We start from the raw sequence: 13,444 nt of genomic DNA, 5'->3' as shown, positions 1-13,444 counted from the left end.
GTCAGCCGGTGAGGCTCGCGGATTCGGGTGCGACGGCGGCCATCAGGGCCGTGTGGGCGATGTCCTCGTCGGTGTCCGACGGGATGACGCGCAGCACGATCAGGTCGTTGTCGCGGCCGAAGACGTACATCGTGTTCCACAGTTCGAAGGCATAGGAGTCGAGCCGGACGGTGTGACCCCCGTGGATGGTGGTCTGCCGGGGCGCGGCCGCCCAGCACGTGGGGTCGTAGACGACGCGCCAGATGGGGCCGAGCCGCACTGCGAGAACTGCGAGCAGATCGGGCAGTTCGGCGATGAGGTCACCGGAGCGTGGCCACCACGCGCCGTCGATGTAATCGCCGCGGTGGGCTTTCGGCTTCAACCTCAGCCGGGGGGTGTAGTCGGGTGGAACGTCATGCCGGGCGTAGGGCGGCCGTTCGGATGTCGTGCTGGTAGCGATGCGGTGGAGTCGCATGTCGTGTCCTCTCGCGGGAGCGTCGCCGGCCGTGATGGCTTCTGAATGCCGGGCGATGCGGACGCCGGCCCGACGGCTTCGTAGACGGCCGGTGGTTGGACTCGGGCGGACGCGTTGGGAAGCGGCCGCGGCGGTCGTGATCTCCGGGAGGCGATCGACGAAATGACCGGGCTCGAATGCCGTTGTTCCTCCAGTACACGCCGATTATGTCCCGATGTCAACACTGTAGGTCTACAGCTTCAGTGAGCTGCAAGAGAACGAGCCGCAAGAGATCGTGGAACGTCCCGAGGAGATCGACGAGGCGCTCGCCGCCTGCGCCGGCAAAGCCGAACTCGAACGTGGCATCGACATCCTGCTCGCCGGGTTGAGCGTCACTCTGCTCCGGTCCGGTCGGAAGTGATGTTGTCAACGACGTACATCTACGTTGTAGACCCGAGTCGGTATAGACCGTAGACTGGTGACAACCGGTTCGCGCATCCGCTGTCGGCCGATCGAACAAGTCCGTCGCCGCGCATCCGGAAGGCGGGAACTTCGATGACCCTCGAGAACAAAATCGCGCACCAGGTTCGGTCGGGCCGCTCGCGTCTACGGACGCTGCCGGCGCCAAGACCGACGAAGACAGCCGTCGCAGGACGGACGTCGGAGGCAGACGTCCCGGCGGCACCATCGCACTGGCCGGGCGCAAGCTGAAGCGGGCGTTCACCCACTGACTCCGAACTCGATCGTCCGGAGATATCGGCTCGTCGCGGCGAAGTGCACCAGAGACGAGGTACTGACGAATGGCAATCACGCAGGTCGCGGCTTACGCGCATCTGAGCGAGACGGATATCGAAGCGATGGGGCGGGAGTTCGATGCGATTCGCCGGGACATCCTCGAACGACGCGGAGCCCGGGACGCCGCCTATATCCGCCGGACGATCGCGTTCCAGCGAATACTGGACGCCGCGTCCCGGCTGGTGATCGCCGGTACTCGAACGAAAGGCGGCTGGCTGCTGGGGACGACGGCGCTGGCGGTGGCAAAGAGCATCGAGAACATGGAGATCGGCCACAACGTGTGCCACGGCCAATGGGATTGGATGAACGACCCGGAAATTCATTCCACGACCTGGGAATGGGATATGGCCGGTCTGTCGTCTCAATGGCGCTACGCGCACAACTATCGCCATCACGTGTACACCAACGTGCTCGGCATGGACGACGACATCGGCTTCGGCGTGATGCGGGTGACCCGCGATCAACGGTGGCGGCCGCGGCTGCTGTTGCAACCGTTGCAGAATCTGTTCCTGGCGATGACGTTCGAATGGGGCATCGCCCTGCATGACTTGGCCTCCGAGCGTGCCCGCGCGCCTGGGCCGGCGGAGGAGGCCGACCAGGGCAGAGCACTGATCCGGAAGATCGCGCGGCAGGCGGGCAAGGACTATGTGCTGTTTCCGGCGCTGAGCGGGCGGCGCTGGCGACGCACGCTCACCGCGAACACCGCCGCCAACCTTCTGCGCAATCTCTGGGCATATGTGGTGATCTTCTGTGGTCATTTCCCGGACGGCGCGGAGAAATTCACCGCGGCCGTGGTAGAGCACGAGACGAAGGCCGAATGGTATCTGCGGCAGATGCTCGGCAGCGCGAACTTCGAGGCCGGACCGGTCCTGGCGTTCATGAGCGGGAATCTGTGCCACCAGATCGAGCACCACCTGTTTCCGGACCTGCCCAGCAACCGGTACGCCGAGATCGCCGTGCGGGTGCGCGCGATATGCGACAAATACGATCTGCCCTACACCACCGGGCCGCTGATCCGGCAGTACCTGCTCACCCTGCGTACCATCCACAAGCTGGCCCTCCCGGACAGCTTGCTGACCGCGACCTCCGACGACGCGCCCGAGACCGCCTCGGAACGCAAGTTCGACGCCCGCGCGGCGACCGGAGCCGACGCCTCTCCCCGGCGTGGCCTGCGCACCGCGCTCCTGCGCACCGGCCGGCTGCGGTCCTGAGCATCCGAGGCCCGCTGCGAGACGACGCCGCGGCCGGAGTGTTCAGATCTCGATGTGCGCGCCCATGATGACGGTGCGTTCGCGGGGCAGGCCGAACTGCTCGGCGGCGTCGGCGGTGATGTAGGAGGTGGCGATGAACAGACGCTTGCGCCATGCGGCCATCGTCGGCTCGGCGCCCGCGCGTAGCTCGATCTTCGACAGGAAGTAGGACGCCTGGTCCAGCTGCAGGGGCCCCTCGGTGACGTTGGGGTCGAGCAACGCCAGCGCGCTGGGCACGTCCTGGGCCTCCATGTAACCGAACCGGGCGCGGACGTGGATGATTCCGTCTTCGGTGTAGCCCAAGGGGTCGACGCTGATCCGCTGATCGGCCGGAACGCGGGGCACGGGCTCGGTCTCGATCGACATGATCACGACGTGCGCGTGGCGTACATGGTTGTGTTCGGCGTTGGCCCGCATGGCCAGCGGCGCGGTTCGTTTGCCGCGGTTGAGGAAGACGGCCGTGCCGGGGACCTGGCGTATCGACGGGTCGTCCCCGGCGTGCAGGTGATCGATGAATTCACGCAGCGATCCCTCGCGCCGTTCGCGTTCGGCGCTGACGATCTCGCGTCCGCGCTGCCAGGTGGTCATGACGGTGAACGCGGTCAGCGCGATCAGCAGCGGCAGCCACGCACCGTGCGCGAGCTTGGTCAGATTCGCCGCGACGAACAGCAGGTCCACCGACACCAGGGGGACGGCGCCCAAGGCGAGCAGCCACAGCGGGATGTGCCATCTGAGGCGGGCGATGTAGAAGAACAGCAGGGTGGTGATGGTGATCGTGCCGGTCACCGCCATGCCGAACGCGTAGGCCAGCGCCGCCGAACTGCGGAAGGCGAACACCAGGGTGAGCACCGAGACCATCAGCAGCCAGTTGATCCACGGGACGTAGATCTGGCCGACGGTGGCCTCGGAGGTGTGCGCGATCCGCAGCCGGGGCAGGTAGCCGAGCCGGGCGGCTTGGGAGGCCACCGAGTACGCGCCGGTGATCACCGCCTGCGAGGCGATCACCGTCGCCGCGGTGGCCAGCAGCACCAGCGGCAGCCGGCCCCATGCGGGCATGAGCAGGAAGAACGGGCTGCTGACGTGGCGGGTATCGCCGAGGATCAACGCGCCCTGGCCGAAATAGCTGAGAATGCACGCCGGGAACACCAGGATCAGCCAGGCCCGGGTGATCGAGCGGCGGCCGAAGTGACCCATGTCGGCGAACAGCGCCTCGGCTCCGGTTACCGCGAGGACGACCGCGGCCAAGGCGAAGAAGGCGGTGCCGAAATGACCGAACAGGAAACCCAGCGCGTAGGTCGGTGACAGGGCCCGCAGGATCTGCGGATGAGCGGCGATGCCCGCCACCCCGCACGCGCCGATGGTCAGGAACCACACGATCATCACGGGTCCGAACACCCGGCCCACCGCCGAGGTGCCCCGGCGCTGCACCAGGAACAGGGTCACGATGATCACCGCGGTGATCGGCACCACGAACTCCCGCAGCGACGGCTCCACGACCTCTATCCCCTCGATCGCGGACAGCACCGAGATCGCCGGAGTGATCATGCTGTCGCCGAAGAACAGCGAAGCGCCGAAAATGCCCAGCGCCGCCAGCACCGCGGTCTGGCGCCGCCCGTGTTGCGAGCCCCACCGCCGCAGCAGCGTGATCAGCGCCATGATGCCGCCCTCGCCGTCGTTGTCGGCGCGCAGGGCCAGCAGAATGTAGGTGACGGTGACGATGATGGTCACCGACCAGAAAATCAGCGAGACCACGCCGTACACGTTGTCCGTGGTGACGGGCACCGGATGCGGGTCGCGCGGGTTGAACACGGTCTGGATGGTGTAGATCGGGCTGGTCCCGATGTCACCGAATACCACGCCCAGGGCGGCGATCACCACGCTCAGGCGCGCGGTGTCGTGCGCGTTCGGCGCGGCGGACGCCGGGGATCGTGCCTCGTCGGATGTGGTCGTGTACTGCTGATCGGTCACGGGGATTCTCCTCGCGCGGGTTCCTCGGCCGCTTCGGGCGCTCGACTCAATACGACACGCGCGTCATGCGGATCTCGGAGATCGACATGCCCCGGCGGCGGCGGAACAATCCGCGCAGGGTTCCGGCGTTGAGATAGCCCACCTTGGCGGCCACCGCGTCCACCGTGAGCGCTGTGGTGCGCAGCAGGTGCACGGCCCGTTCGAGGCGGATGTCGTGCACGAACTCCGTGGGGGACATGCCGAGTTCGGCGTGCGTGGCCCGTTGCAGGCTGCGTTCGGTGACACCGATGGCGCGGGCGGCGTGGGCGATCCGGAAATTCTCGCCGAGATGTTCGCGAACCCAGCGTTCGAAGGCGGCGGTGACGGAATCGCCCCTGGCGATGATCTCGGGAACGATGAACTCGCGTTGCGGTCGTCCCGCGCCGACCGCGAGATAGCGCATCGCGCGCTCGGCCAGCGCCGGGCTCCTGGTGGCGATCAGCGACAGCGCCAGATCCATGTGCGACAGCGCCGCGCCCGCGGTGGTGACACCCTGGCCGCGGCACAGTGTCCGGCCCTCGTCCAGTTCGACGCGCGGATAACGGCGCCGGAAGCTGGGGCCGAGCCACCAGCTCGTGGTCGCGGCGGAACCGTCCAGCACGCCCGCCTCGGCCAGGAAGAACGTTCCGGTGCAGGCGGCGGCCAGATGAGCTCCCCGATCCCGGGCGGCGACGAGCCGGTCGAGCACGGGACGGCTGGCCGGTGCGGAGATGAGCTCGATCAGCGCCGCGGCCTCCAGCACGTTCACCGCGGGCACGATCATCAGCTCGAATTCGTCGCCGAGCTCGTCGAGCGGGATCGTCGGCACCGTGTTGCCGTTGCCCGACCGCACCGTGGCGCCGAACGATGCGCTGCGGATCCGCCACGGCTGCGGCGGGTCGGCGAGTTCGGAGCGCACGGCGTTGGCGGTGTTGAAGGTCTCCAGTAAGGCGGCGTATCCGAAATCGGCTACGCCGTCCACCACGAAGACGACGACATCCATGTCGGAAACGGTACCGAAGATGTCGTTCACGACACTCCGTTCGGCGGAAGTTCTGTCCTACTGTCATCGCGAGACGACTCGCCCGCGGAGTCGTTCGAGCCCGCAGTACCTCGACGCTTGGGAGTTCGCGTGACCATGATCGAAACCACCGGAACGCACCACATCCGGTTGACGGTGACCGATATCGAGCGGTCCCGCGCTTTCTACCGAGATGTGCTCGGCTTCCCGATCGCCGCCGAATCGCCTGGCAGCCCGGACGATCCGGCGGTGCGCGCCGACCCGATGCGCCTGTTCGGCGGGGTGGTGTTCCAGGCCAACGGGATGTTGCTCGGCCTGCGCCCGGTGGCCGCCGTGACGGATCGATTCGATTCCGAGCGTGTGGGATTGGACCACCTCAGCTTCGCCGTCCCCGCGCGGGACCATCTGGTGGCCGCGGCCGCGCGCCTCTCCGAGGCAGGCATCGAACACGGCGAGATCAAGGAAATGGCCGATTTCGGCATCGCGATCCTCTCGTTCTCCGATCCCGACGGCATACATCTCGAACTCACTGCGCCACTGTGAGTTTGCATGCGCCCAGCGCGGGCATGCCCGATCCGGAATGAACGCTGTCCTGATGAAGGCTTCGACGACCGGCCGCGGCATCGGTGTGGTCGTGCCGAGGAGGTAGCCGATGCTGGTCCAGCGTGCGCGACCACGAAAGCTGTCCGAGAGTTCGGCGTTGCCGAGCCCGAGCGCTTTGCTGTGCGCGCTGGGCGGTCAGCACGTGCAGGGCCCGGTGAGCCGGTGGGCACGCGAGCTGACCGAACTACACCGGCAGCGCCGTGAGCAAGCGCGAGACCTGGCCGAGCTGGAGCGGCGCCGTGCCGAGTTGGTCGATCGGATCGACACGTGGGCGACGTTGCAGCTGCCGTCCGCCGCGCCGGGCGTGCGGCTGCACGACGTCAGCCTGGGCGTGATGATCGACCGGATGGCCGCCGTGGCGGAAGAGGCGTTCCATCTGCTGATGAACGACGATCCGGGTGGCGAGCGCATGCACGCGGCCTGGACCCGGCTGGCGGAACTGGAGATCGCCTACACCGATCTGGTGCGTGCGGTCGGTGACGGACGTCGTCGTCTACCGGCCAAGCGGGGAGGGCCGTTGCCGGCCCCGGGAACCTGATGATCCGGGCGGGAGCGATCGAGCCACTGAACCCGAGGAGGCGGACCCGAGTCTGCTGCCCCCTGGGGGAAAGTGCTGGTCATCCGCATTGTCTACGGTGGTGGGGAGTCGGCGCGGGCCGTCGTGACCTGTCGCCGCGGGCGAAGACGCACGTGTTGTGCTGTGGCCGATCGAAGCGAGTGGACGAGAGGGCGTAGGCTGAGCGCTCCGACGGACGGCGCGACTTTCTGGGAGCGGTGCATGAGCAAGGGTGAGGGGACTCCTCCCGCTACGACGCGGACCGGCACGATCAGTGTGCGGGTGCCCGCGGTGTCCGAACAGCTGGCGATGCTGCGTGCCTTGGCCGAGACCGTCATGCTGATGGCCGATTTCGGCATCGATGAGGTGACCGATATCCGGCTGGCCCTCGACGAGGTGGCCAGCGCGCTGGTGCTGGACGCGGTGGACGGGGCGGAGCTCGAGTGCGGGTTCGGCTTCGAGGACGACGCGGTGGAGGTGCGCGTGTCCACCGTCACGGTGTCGGACAGCAGCCCGGACGAGTCCGGCTTCGGCTGGCACATCGTCGCGACGCTGACGGATTCGGTCTCGGCGACGCGAGGCGCACACGACTCCGCCGCAGGCGGCTACCCTACTGTCGTCGACTTCCGTTGGGTCCGCGGCGGCTCGAATAATGCGTAGCGAGTCGAATCAGGCCGGTGCCAAGCGCAAATCGCGCGGAGACAGCTACGACAATATCGAGCCGCTCTTCGCCGAACTGGCCGCGCTGGCCCCGGACGATCCGCGCCGGGAGGCCGTGCGCGCCGAGCTGATCGAGCGCTGCCTGCCGCTGGCCGAACACATCGCACGCAAGTTCAGCGGGCGCGGCGAGAGCTTCGAGGACCTGCTGCAGATCGCACGGGTGGGCATGCTCGCCGCCGTCGACCGCTTCGATCCGGGCCACGGCGCGACCTTCCTGTCGTTCGCGGTGCCGACGATCATGGGCGAAGTGCGCAGGCATTTCCGCGACTACGCCTGGTCGGTGCGAGTCCCGCGACGGCTCAAGGAGATCCAGTCCACCATCGGTCCCACGGTGGAGATCCTGTCGCAGCGGCTGGGCCGGATGCCGCGGGCACGGGAGATCGCCGAGGAACTGGGCGCCGACCTGAACGAGGTTACCCAGGCGCTCATCGCCCGCAACGCCTACCAGACGTCCTCGATCGATGCAACCTCCGACACCGACGATTCGGAATCCGGCGGCCCCTCGCTGCTGGACTCGCTCGGCGCCGAGGATCCGGACTTCGGCACCGTGGAGAACTATCTGGCGGTGAAGCCGCTGCTGGCGGCGTTGCCGGAGCGCGAGAAGCAGGTGCTGGTGATGCGCTTCTTCGACTCGATGTCCCAGGAGCAGATCGCCCAGCGGATCGGCTGTTCGCAGATGCAGGTCTCGCGAATTCTGTCGAAGACTTTGAAATCGCTGCGCGAGCAGGCTCTGCGCGACTGACGCGCGCGGCGTTCACTCGCCGGTCAGCTCGCCGTGGTACTCGCGCATCGCCTGGACCACGGCGAGCAGGACGCGGTGCGCGCCGGCCAGGTCCGCGTCGGGCAGTTCGGCCATCGCGGCGCGGGTCTGCCGCCCGAGCGGGGTGAAGAAGCCGCGGGCGACATCCATGCCGTGCTCGTCGTAGTGCAGGATGACTCGCCTGCGGTCGGTCGGGTCGGCGACGCGGCGCAGATGGCCGGAGTCGATCATGCGCTCGACCAGGTAGGTCACCGCTGATGAGGAGATTCCCATCAGCTTGCCGAGCCCGCCCGCGGTGAGCGGCGCGCCCTCGATCTCCGCGGTCGCGACGTGCATCAGTGCGCGAAAGTCGTTGGCGCGCAGTTGGTGTGTCCGCGCGAAGACCTGGCCGATCTGCTCGGAGATCGCGGTGAGGGCGCGGATGTCGGCGGCGATGCCGGCTTCCAATCCAGTACGGTCCGGCCGGTCCGCGTTCGGCTCAGGGGTCAACGGCGCATCCTTTTCCACACGGGGGTCAGCGTAGTTCAGCAGATGTCTCGATTGCTTAATATTTCAGTTTCTGAGAGAGTTGCGGGGTGAGCGCTTGGGATCGCTATGCGTCGGTGGTGACCGCCCGGACCTCGTGGGTGCTGCTCGTGGTGCTCGCCGCGGCATCGGTAGGCCTGATCGGCGCGGTGGGTGAGAACGAGTCCGCCGGGCAGGCCCCGACCGCGCTGCCGTCCTCGGCGGAGTCGGCGCACGTCGAACAGGCGCTGGCGGAGTTCCCGGACGCCGGGACGGCCGCGGCCATCGTCGTCGTCACACGTGCCGACGACGGCGAACTGACCGACGACGACCGCAACGCCACCGCCGCGGCGGTGACCCGCGCGTCGGGACGCCCGCCCGGTCCGGGCGACCTGCTCGCCGCGCCGGACCGGAAAGCGGCGATCGGGCAGGTTCCGGTGAACGCCGACCTGAACGGATTCGCGCTGACCGACCGCGTTCAAGAGATCCGTTCCGCCGCGCGGGACGGCTTGCCCGATGGGCTCGCTCTCCAGGTCACCGGTGGTCCGGCCTTCGGCGCCGACATCGCCGACTCGTTCTCCGGCGCGAACGTCACGCTGCTGGCGGTGACCGCGGTGGTCGTCGCGGTGCTGCTGATCGCGACGTATCGCTCCCCGGTGCTGTGGCTGCTGCCGCTCGCGGTGGTCGGTGCGGCCGACCGGGTGGCCACCGGCGCGGGAACCGCGCTGGCGCGCCTGACCGATCTGACCTTCGACGGTTCGACCTCCGGTGTGACGAGCGTGCTGGTGTTCGGCGCGGGCACCAACTACGCGCTGTTGCTGGTATCGCGCTATCGCGACGAACTGCACCGGGAATCCGACCACCGCGCGGCGTTGCGGCAGGCGGTGCGGCGCGCCGGGCCCGCGGTCCTGGCCAGCAACGTGACGGTCGTCGCCGCGCTGCTCGTGCTGCTGCTCGCCTCGGTGCCGAGCACACGCAGTCTCGGTGTGATGGCCGCGCTCGGATTGCTGGTGGCGGTGGTGTTCGTCCTGCTCGCGCTGCCCGCCGCGCTCGCGTTGTGCGGGCGCAAGGTGTTCTGGCCCTTCGTGCCGCAGGCAGACGACCGCGACACGGCGGAGGAGGGCGTCTGGCACGCGATCGCCGCGCGGGTGGTGCGCAGGCCCGCGCTGGTCGCGGGCAGTGCGATCGCGGTGCTCGCGGTCTGCGCGACGGGATTGCTGTCGACGCAGGTGGGGCTCTCGCAGATCGAGCAGTTCCGGGTCCGCGCGGAGTCGGTGGAGGGATTCGACGCCCTCGCGCGGCATTTCCCGTCCGGGGCTTCCGATCCCGCGATCGTCCTCGCGCGCAGCGATGCGGCGGAGCGGATCGATGAGGCGTTGCGCCGCACCGAGGGCGTGGTGTCGGCGTCGCGGACGGGGAACTCCCCGACCGGACTGACCCGGTGGTCGGTGGTGATCGACGCGCCACCGTCTTCCGCACGCGCCTTCGACACGATCGAGGCGCTGCGCGCGTCGGGCGCGCAGGTGCCCGGAGCCGACGCGCTGGTCGGCGGCACCGACGCGCAGGCGCTGGACGTGCAGACCGCCGCGAGCCGGGACCGCAAGGTGGTCATCCCGCTCATCCTCGTCGTCGTGCTCGTGGTGCTGCTCGCGCTGCTGCGCGCGGTGCCCGCCGCGCTGCTGCTGGTCGCGGTCACGGTGCTGAGCGCGCTGGCCGCGCTGGGTCTGGGCAGCTGGATGAGCGAGCACGTGTTCGGATTCCCGGCGCTGGACATCAGCGTGCCGCTGTTCGCGTTCCTGTTCCTCGTCGCCCTCGGCGTCGACTACACGATCTTCCTGGTGACCAGGGCGCGGGAGGAGACGCCGCGGTACGGCACCACGCGCGGCATGGTGCGGGCGGTGTCGGTGACCGGCGCGGTGATCACCAGTGCGGGCATCGTGCTTGCCGCGGTGTTCTGCGTGCTCGGCGTGCTCCCGCTGATCACGCTCACCCAGGTCGGCATCGTGGTGGGCCTCGGCATCCTGCTCGACACGTTCGTCGTGCGCACGGTGGTGATCCCGGCGCTGTTCGCCCTGATCGGGCGCAAGCTCTGGTGGCCGAGCGAACTGCGGCTCGTCGAGGGGGACGACGCTGCCGATTCGGCGCAGGACGCGGAAGGCACAGAGAAAAGCGGATGACCGCTCGTGCGGCCATCCGCTCGGGAAGGCGTATCTCTGCCGTCGCTCCGACCATGCGCGGCGCTGGGGACCACCTCCCGCAACGCCGTTCCCCCGGTGGTCAGTGCTTGAAGGCGTCCTTGACCTTTTCGCCTGCGTCCTTCAGGTCGGACTTGACCTTGTCGGTGCGGCCTTCGTCGCGCTTCCCCCGGTCGCCCGTCGCCTCGCCGACCTTTTCTTTGGCCTGACCAGCGACTTTATCGGCTTTGTTCTTCGCCTTGTCGACTGTGCTCATGTCACAACCTCCTTGTGAAGAGACCGGCCGACCATCTTCAGCCGGTCTTTTGCGCAGTAGCCCGATAGAGCGCGGCCAAACATCCGGAATTCCTCGCAAAGCAGAAGACCCGGTCGAAACCGGGTCTTCGCGAAAACGTTCGCAGTGGAAATCGACGAGTCCGCGCGGTGCGTTGCGGTGCGGGAGCCGCCGGCAAAGCGAATTTACGAGGCCGGAACCGTAGGCGGCGTGAGAAGCCCTTGAAGCACACCGACACCCGCGCCGACAGCCGCGCCGACGGCGATGGCCGGGGACGCGACGAACCCGTACCCGATGGCGGCGCCGAAGGCCATGACCGCTACCGTCCCGGTCGGGAACATCGGCAGGCCCGCGATGGCGCCGCAGACAGCCCCGATGACCGCGCCGATCGAGGCGACCGGCGAGGCCACCATGCTGCCCACCGAGGCGCCGATGGCGGTGGAACCGAGGATGTCGGCGGCGATGGCGTCGGAGCGCGACGGCTCGAAGCCTGCCGAATCCAGGGTTTGCGCGATGCTCGCTTCCGGGCCCGCGATCGCGTCGTTGAACATCTTGCCCTGCTCGGGAGTCAAGAAGTCCGGCCGGCCGATCACCACCGAACCGACGCGCAGTGTGCCGGGAGGCGCCTCGATCGGCGCGACCGCGGGAGCCGGAGCGGCGGGGTTGGGCAGGTGCAGCCGCTGCGGTTCGATGGGTGCGAGCACGTTGGGATCCGGCATCGGCCGGTTGACGCTCAGGTCGTTGCGGCCTGCCGAAACCGGAGGCGCGGGTGGAACAGCCTCGGCGGGAAGGGCTCCGGGGTCCGCGGGATCCGCCGCCGGGGTGACGACGCCGACGGCGGGCGCCGGAGCGAACGGGAGCTGGAGGGAGATCTCCGGCAGCAGCGGATCGGCGGTGGCGGTGGCGGCGCCGACCACGGACAACGGGATGGCGCCCGCGACGACCAGAGTGGCGGCGCGGCGTAAGAAGGGGTGTGCTGGAGTTTCGGGTACTGCTATGCCCATGGACTTACCCACCTCATTCTCAAGAGGACATATACCTACCTTTCTAGTTCGGTTCAGAAAGCCTTACGGATGCGCGAAAGTTGGATTTCTTTTCTGATAGCGAGGAACCGCGCACGCGCCGAATCGAATCCGTGCGACGGTATCGAATATCGGTGGCGCCGTACGGCAACCGTTGACGTTCGCGATTGCGGTCCAATTACTGACGGAAATCAGGAAAACCGGCGGGGAAACGGGTTCGCGCCCCGCTGCAAGGCTTCCGGTCCGCATCGCGGACAGCCGGAGTGCCCCGGGGGGCGATCGCTCCGGGACAACGCGTCAGGAGACTGCGGCCGGTCCGTGGCGCGCTTGTCCCCTAGTCTGTCGAAATGGCAACTCCGAGTGAGTGGACCGTAACGACCACTACCCCCACCGAAGACGCTGCCCAATCCATCGCTCGCGCCGCGGTAACGGAGAAGCTGGCGGCGGGTGCGTTCATCACCGGCCCGATCAAGTCGGTGTTCTGGCACCTCGGCGAATCCGGTGAAGGCCAGGAGTGGCGCGTCGAGCTGCGAACCTCCGACACCACCCGGGACAAGCTCGCCGCCAGGATCAGGGACCTGCACCCTTGGGACAACCCGGAGCTGACCGGCCGGCCCATCGCATGGTGCCCCGATGAGTACGCGGACTGGGTGGACCGCTCTACAGTTGCATAGCCGCATCTGCCTGTACGGTGGCCGTGTCCCGAATCCTCGTCCGGTCGGGGCGCACTGTGCGGAGGAGGGGTCATGTTCGCGCTCGTCGTGAGGTTCGACCTGCAAGATGCCGGGAAGGCGGCCGAGTTCGACAAGTTGGTGGCGGAAACCGTTCGAGCGATAACCGACTTCGAACCCGGGACGCTGGTGTACGCCACGCATACCGTCGAGGGTGAGCCGCTGTCGCGGATCTTCTACGAGGTGTACCGCGATCGTTCGGCCTTCGAGGAGCACGAGCGGCAACCACACACGCGCCACTTCCTGAGCCAGCGGGAGAACTACGTCGCTTCGTTCCGGGTGGAGTTCCTGTCGCCCGCCGATACGAAGGGCCTGCCCGCGGCGGGCTGACCGGGTCACAAGCGCGCGGCAATCCCGCACCATACGGCGAATCCGTGGACGGTGTCGACGCTGCGTGCTTCCGCACGAGCCAGCGCCCGCACCGTCTCGTGCACCATTGGATTCCAGCGAGTCTGCGCCGGGGCAATCGCTTTCGCGGTAAGCAGCGCATTCAAGGCGCGTGCGCGGTCCCCATGCAGGAGGTAGGCGCGCGACAGGTCGATGTAGTGATGACCCGCGCGCTCCTTCGGGGTGCCACATGCCCGGCCCGTGCAC

Annotated in this window: 15 protein-coding genes; 9 read left to right on the top strand and 6 right to left on the bottom strand. The window is 68.1% G+C overall.

The features are described 5' to 3' along the window. Position 1: 1 nt before the first annotated feature. On the bottom strand, positions 2 to 454 hold the full coding sequence (locus NA8_RS04815) for a DUF5994 family protein (RefSeq protein ID WP_063049129.1): 453 nt from the start codon (positions 452 to 454) through the stop codon (positions 2 to 4). 274 nt (positions 455 to 728) lie between these two features. Here NA8_RS04815 and NA8_RS35470 point away from each other — a divergent pair, with 274 nt between their 5' ends. Continuing rightward, positions 729 to 854: a hypothetical protein gene (locus NA8_RS35470; protein ID WP_281198950.1), complete on the top strand. Its 126-nt coding sequence runs from the start codon at positions 729 to 731 to the stop codon at positions 852 to 854. A 379-nt stretch (positions 855 to 1,233) separates the two neighbouring features. Continuing rightward, the gene (locus NA8_RS04810; protein ID WP_063049128.1) at positions 1,234 to 2,439 is read left to right on the top strand and encodes a fatty acid desaturase family protein; all 1,206 of its coding nucleotides are present in this window, start codon (positions 1,234 to 1,236) and stop codon (positions 2,437 to 2,439) included. Between the two features lie 42 nt (positions 2,440 to 2,481). On the opposite strand, the gene NA8_RS04805 is transcribed toward NA8_RS04810, so the two are convergent. Both NA8_RS04805 and NA8_RS04800 read right to left on the bottom strand, forming a co-directional pair. Next, positions 2,482 to 4,356, bottom strand: coding sequence for a potassium transporter Kup (locus NA8_RS04805; protein ID WP_439957364.1), 1,875 nt, complete (start codon positions 4,354 to 4,356; stop codon positions 2,482 to 2,484). 136 nt (positions 4,357 to 4,492) lie between these two features. Further along, positions 4,493 to 5,497: a GlxA family transcriptional regulator gene (locus NA8_RS04800; RefSeq protein WP_245663673.1), complete on the bottom strand. Its 1,005-nt coding sequence runs from the start codon at positions 5,495 to 5,497 to the stop codon at positions 4,493 to 4,495. Between the two features lie 105 nt (positions 5,498 to 5,602). Here NA8_RS04800 and NA8_RS04795 point away from each other — a divergent pair, with 105 nt between their 5' ends. From NA8_RS04795 to NA8_RS04780, 4 genes are all read left to right on the top strand, one after another. Then, on the top strand, positions 5,603 to 6,028 hold the full coding sequence (locus tag NA8_RS04795; RefSeq protein WP_063049252.1) for a VOC family protein: 426 nt from the start codon (positions 5,603 to 5,605) through the stop codon (positions 6,026 to 6,028). 109 nt (positions 6,029 to 6,137) lie between these two features. Next, positions 6,138 to 6,626 (top strand): DUF4254 domain-containing protein, encoded by a 489-nt coding sequence (locus tag NA8_RS04790; protein WP_063049126.1) that lies wholly within the window; start codon positions 6,138 to 6,140, stop codon positions 6,624 to 6,626. Positions 6,627 to 6,866: 240 nt separating this feature from the next. After that, the gene (locus NA8_RS04785; RefSeq protein WP_063049125.1) at positions 6,867 to 7,304 is read left to right on the top strand and encodes an ATP-binding protein; all 438 of its coding nucleotides are present in this window, start codon (positions 6,867 to 6,869) and stop codon (positions 7,302 to 7,304) included. Next, positions 7,297 to 8,106, top strand: coding sequence for an RNA polymerase sigma factor SigF (locus tag NA8_RS04780; protein WP_063049124.1), 810 nt, complete (start codon positions 7,297 to 7,299; stop codon positions 8,104 to 8,106). The genes NA8_RS04785 and NA8_RS04780 overlap by 8 nt, the downstream gene beginning before the upstream one ends. 12 nt (positions 8,107 to 8,118) lie before the next feature. On the opposite strand, the gene NA8_RS04775 is transcribed toward NA8_RS04780, so the two are convergent. Beyond that, a complete protein-coding gene (locus NA8_RS04775) occupies positions 8,119 to 8,613 on the bottom strand; it encodes a MarR family winged helix-turn-helix transcriptional regulator (RefSeq protein ID WP_063049251.1) in 495 nt (164 codons plus the stop codon). Between the two features lie 86 nt (positions 8,614 to 8,699). Here NA8_RS04775 and NA8_RS04770 point away from each other — a divergent pair, with 86 nt between their 5' ends. Continuing rightward, the gene (locus NA8_RS04770) at positions 8,700 to 10,805 is read left to right on the top strand and encodes an MMPL family transporter (protein WP_157106531.1); all 2,106 of its coding nucleotides are present in this window, start codon (positions 8,700 to 8,702) and stop codon (positions 10,803 to 10,805) included. Positions 10,806 to 10,905: 100 nt separating this feature from the next. Here the strand turns inward: NA8_RS04770 and NA8_RS04765 are convergent, their stop codons facing one another. Next, on the bottom strand, positions 10,906 to 11,079 hold the full coding sequence (locus NA8_RS04765; protein WP_040865702.1) for a CsbD family protein: 174 nt from the start codon (positions 11,077 to 11,079) through the stop codon (positions 10,906 to 10,908). A 203-nt stretch (positions 11,080 to 11,282) separates the two neighbouring features. Beyond that, entirely contained in the window at positions 11,283 to 12,101 is an 819-nt protein-coding gene (locus tag NA8_RS04760; RefSeq protein WP_157106530.1) for a hypothetical protein, read from the bottom strand. 365 nt (positions 12,102 to 12,466) lie between these two features. Between NA8_RS04760 and cutA the strand changes: the two genes are divergently transcribed. Beyond that, positions 12,467 to 12,793 (top strand): divalent-cation tolerance protein CutA, encoded by a 327-nt coding sequence (gene cutA / locus NA8_RS04755; protein ID WP_063049122.1) that lies wholly within the window; start codon positions 12,467 to 12,469, stop codon positions 12,791 to 12,793. Between the two features lie 72 nt (positions 12,794 to 12,865). Beyond that, complete coding sequence (locus tag NA8_RS04750) at positions 12,866 to 13,180, top strand: putative quinol monooxygenase (protein ID WP_063049121.1); 315 nt, start codon at positions 12,866 to 12,868, stop codon at positions 13,178 to 13,180. Positions 13,181 to 13,444 lie beyond the last annotated feature (264 nt).

Source organism: Nocardia arthritidis NBRC 100137, assembly GCF_001612765.1.
Taxonomy (GTDB): domain Bacteria; phylum Actinomycetota; class Actinomycetes; order Mycobacteriales; family Mycobacteriaceae; genus Nocardia; species Nocardia arthritidis.
Note: the sequence above shows the minus strand (reverse complement) of the source record. Positions and strands in the feature narration are given on the sequence as shown.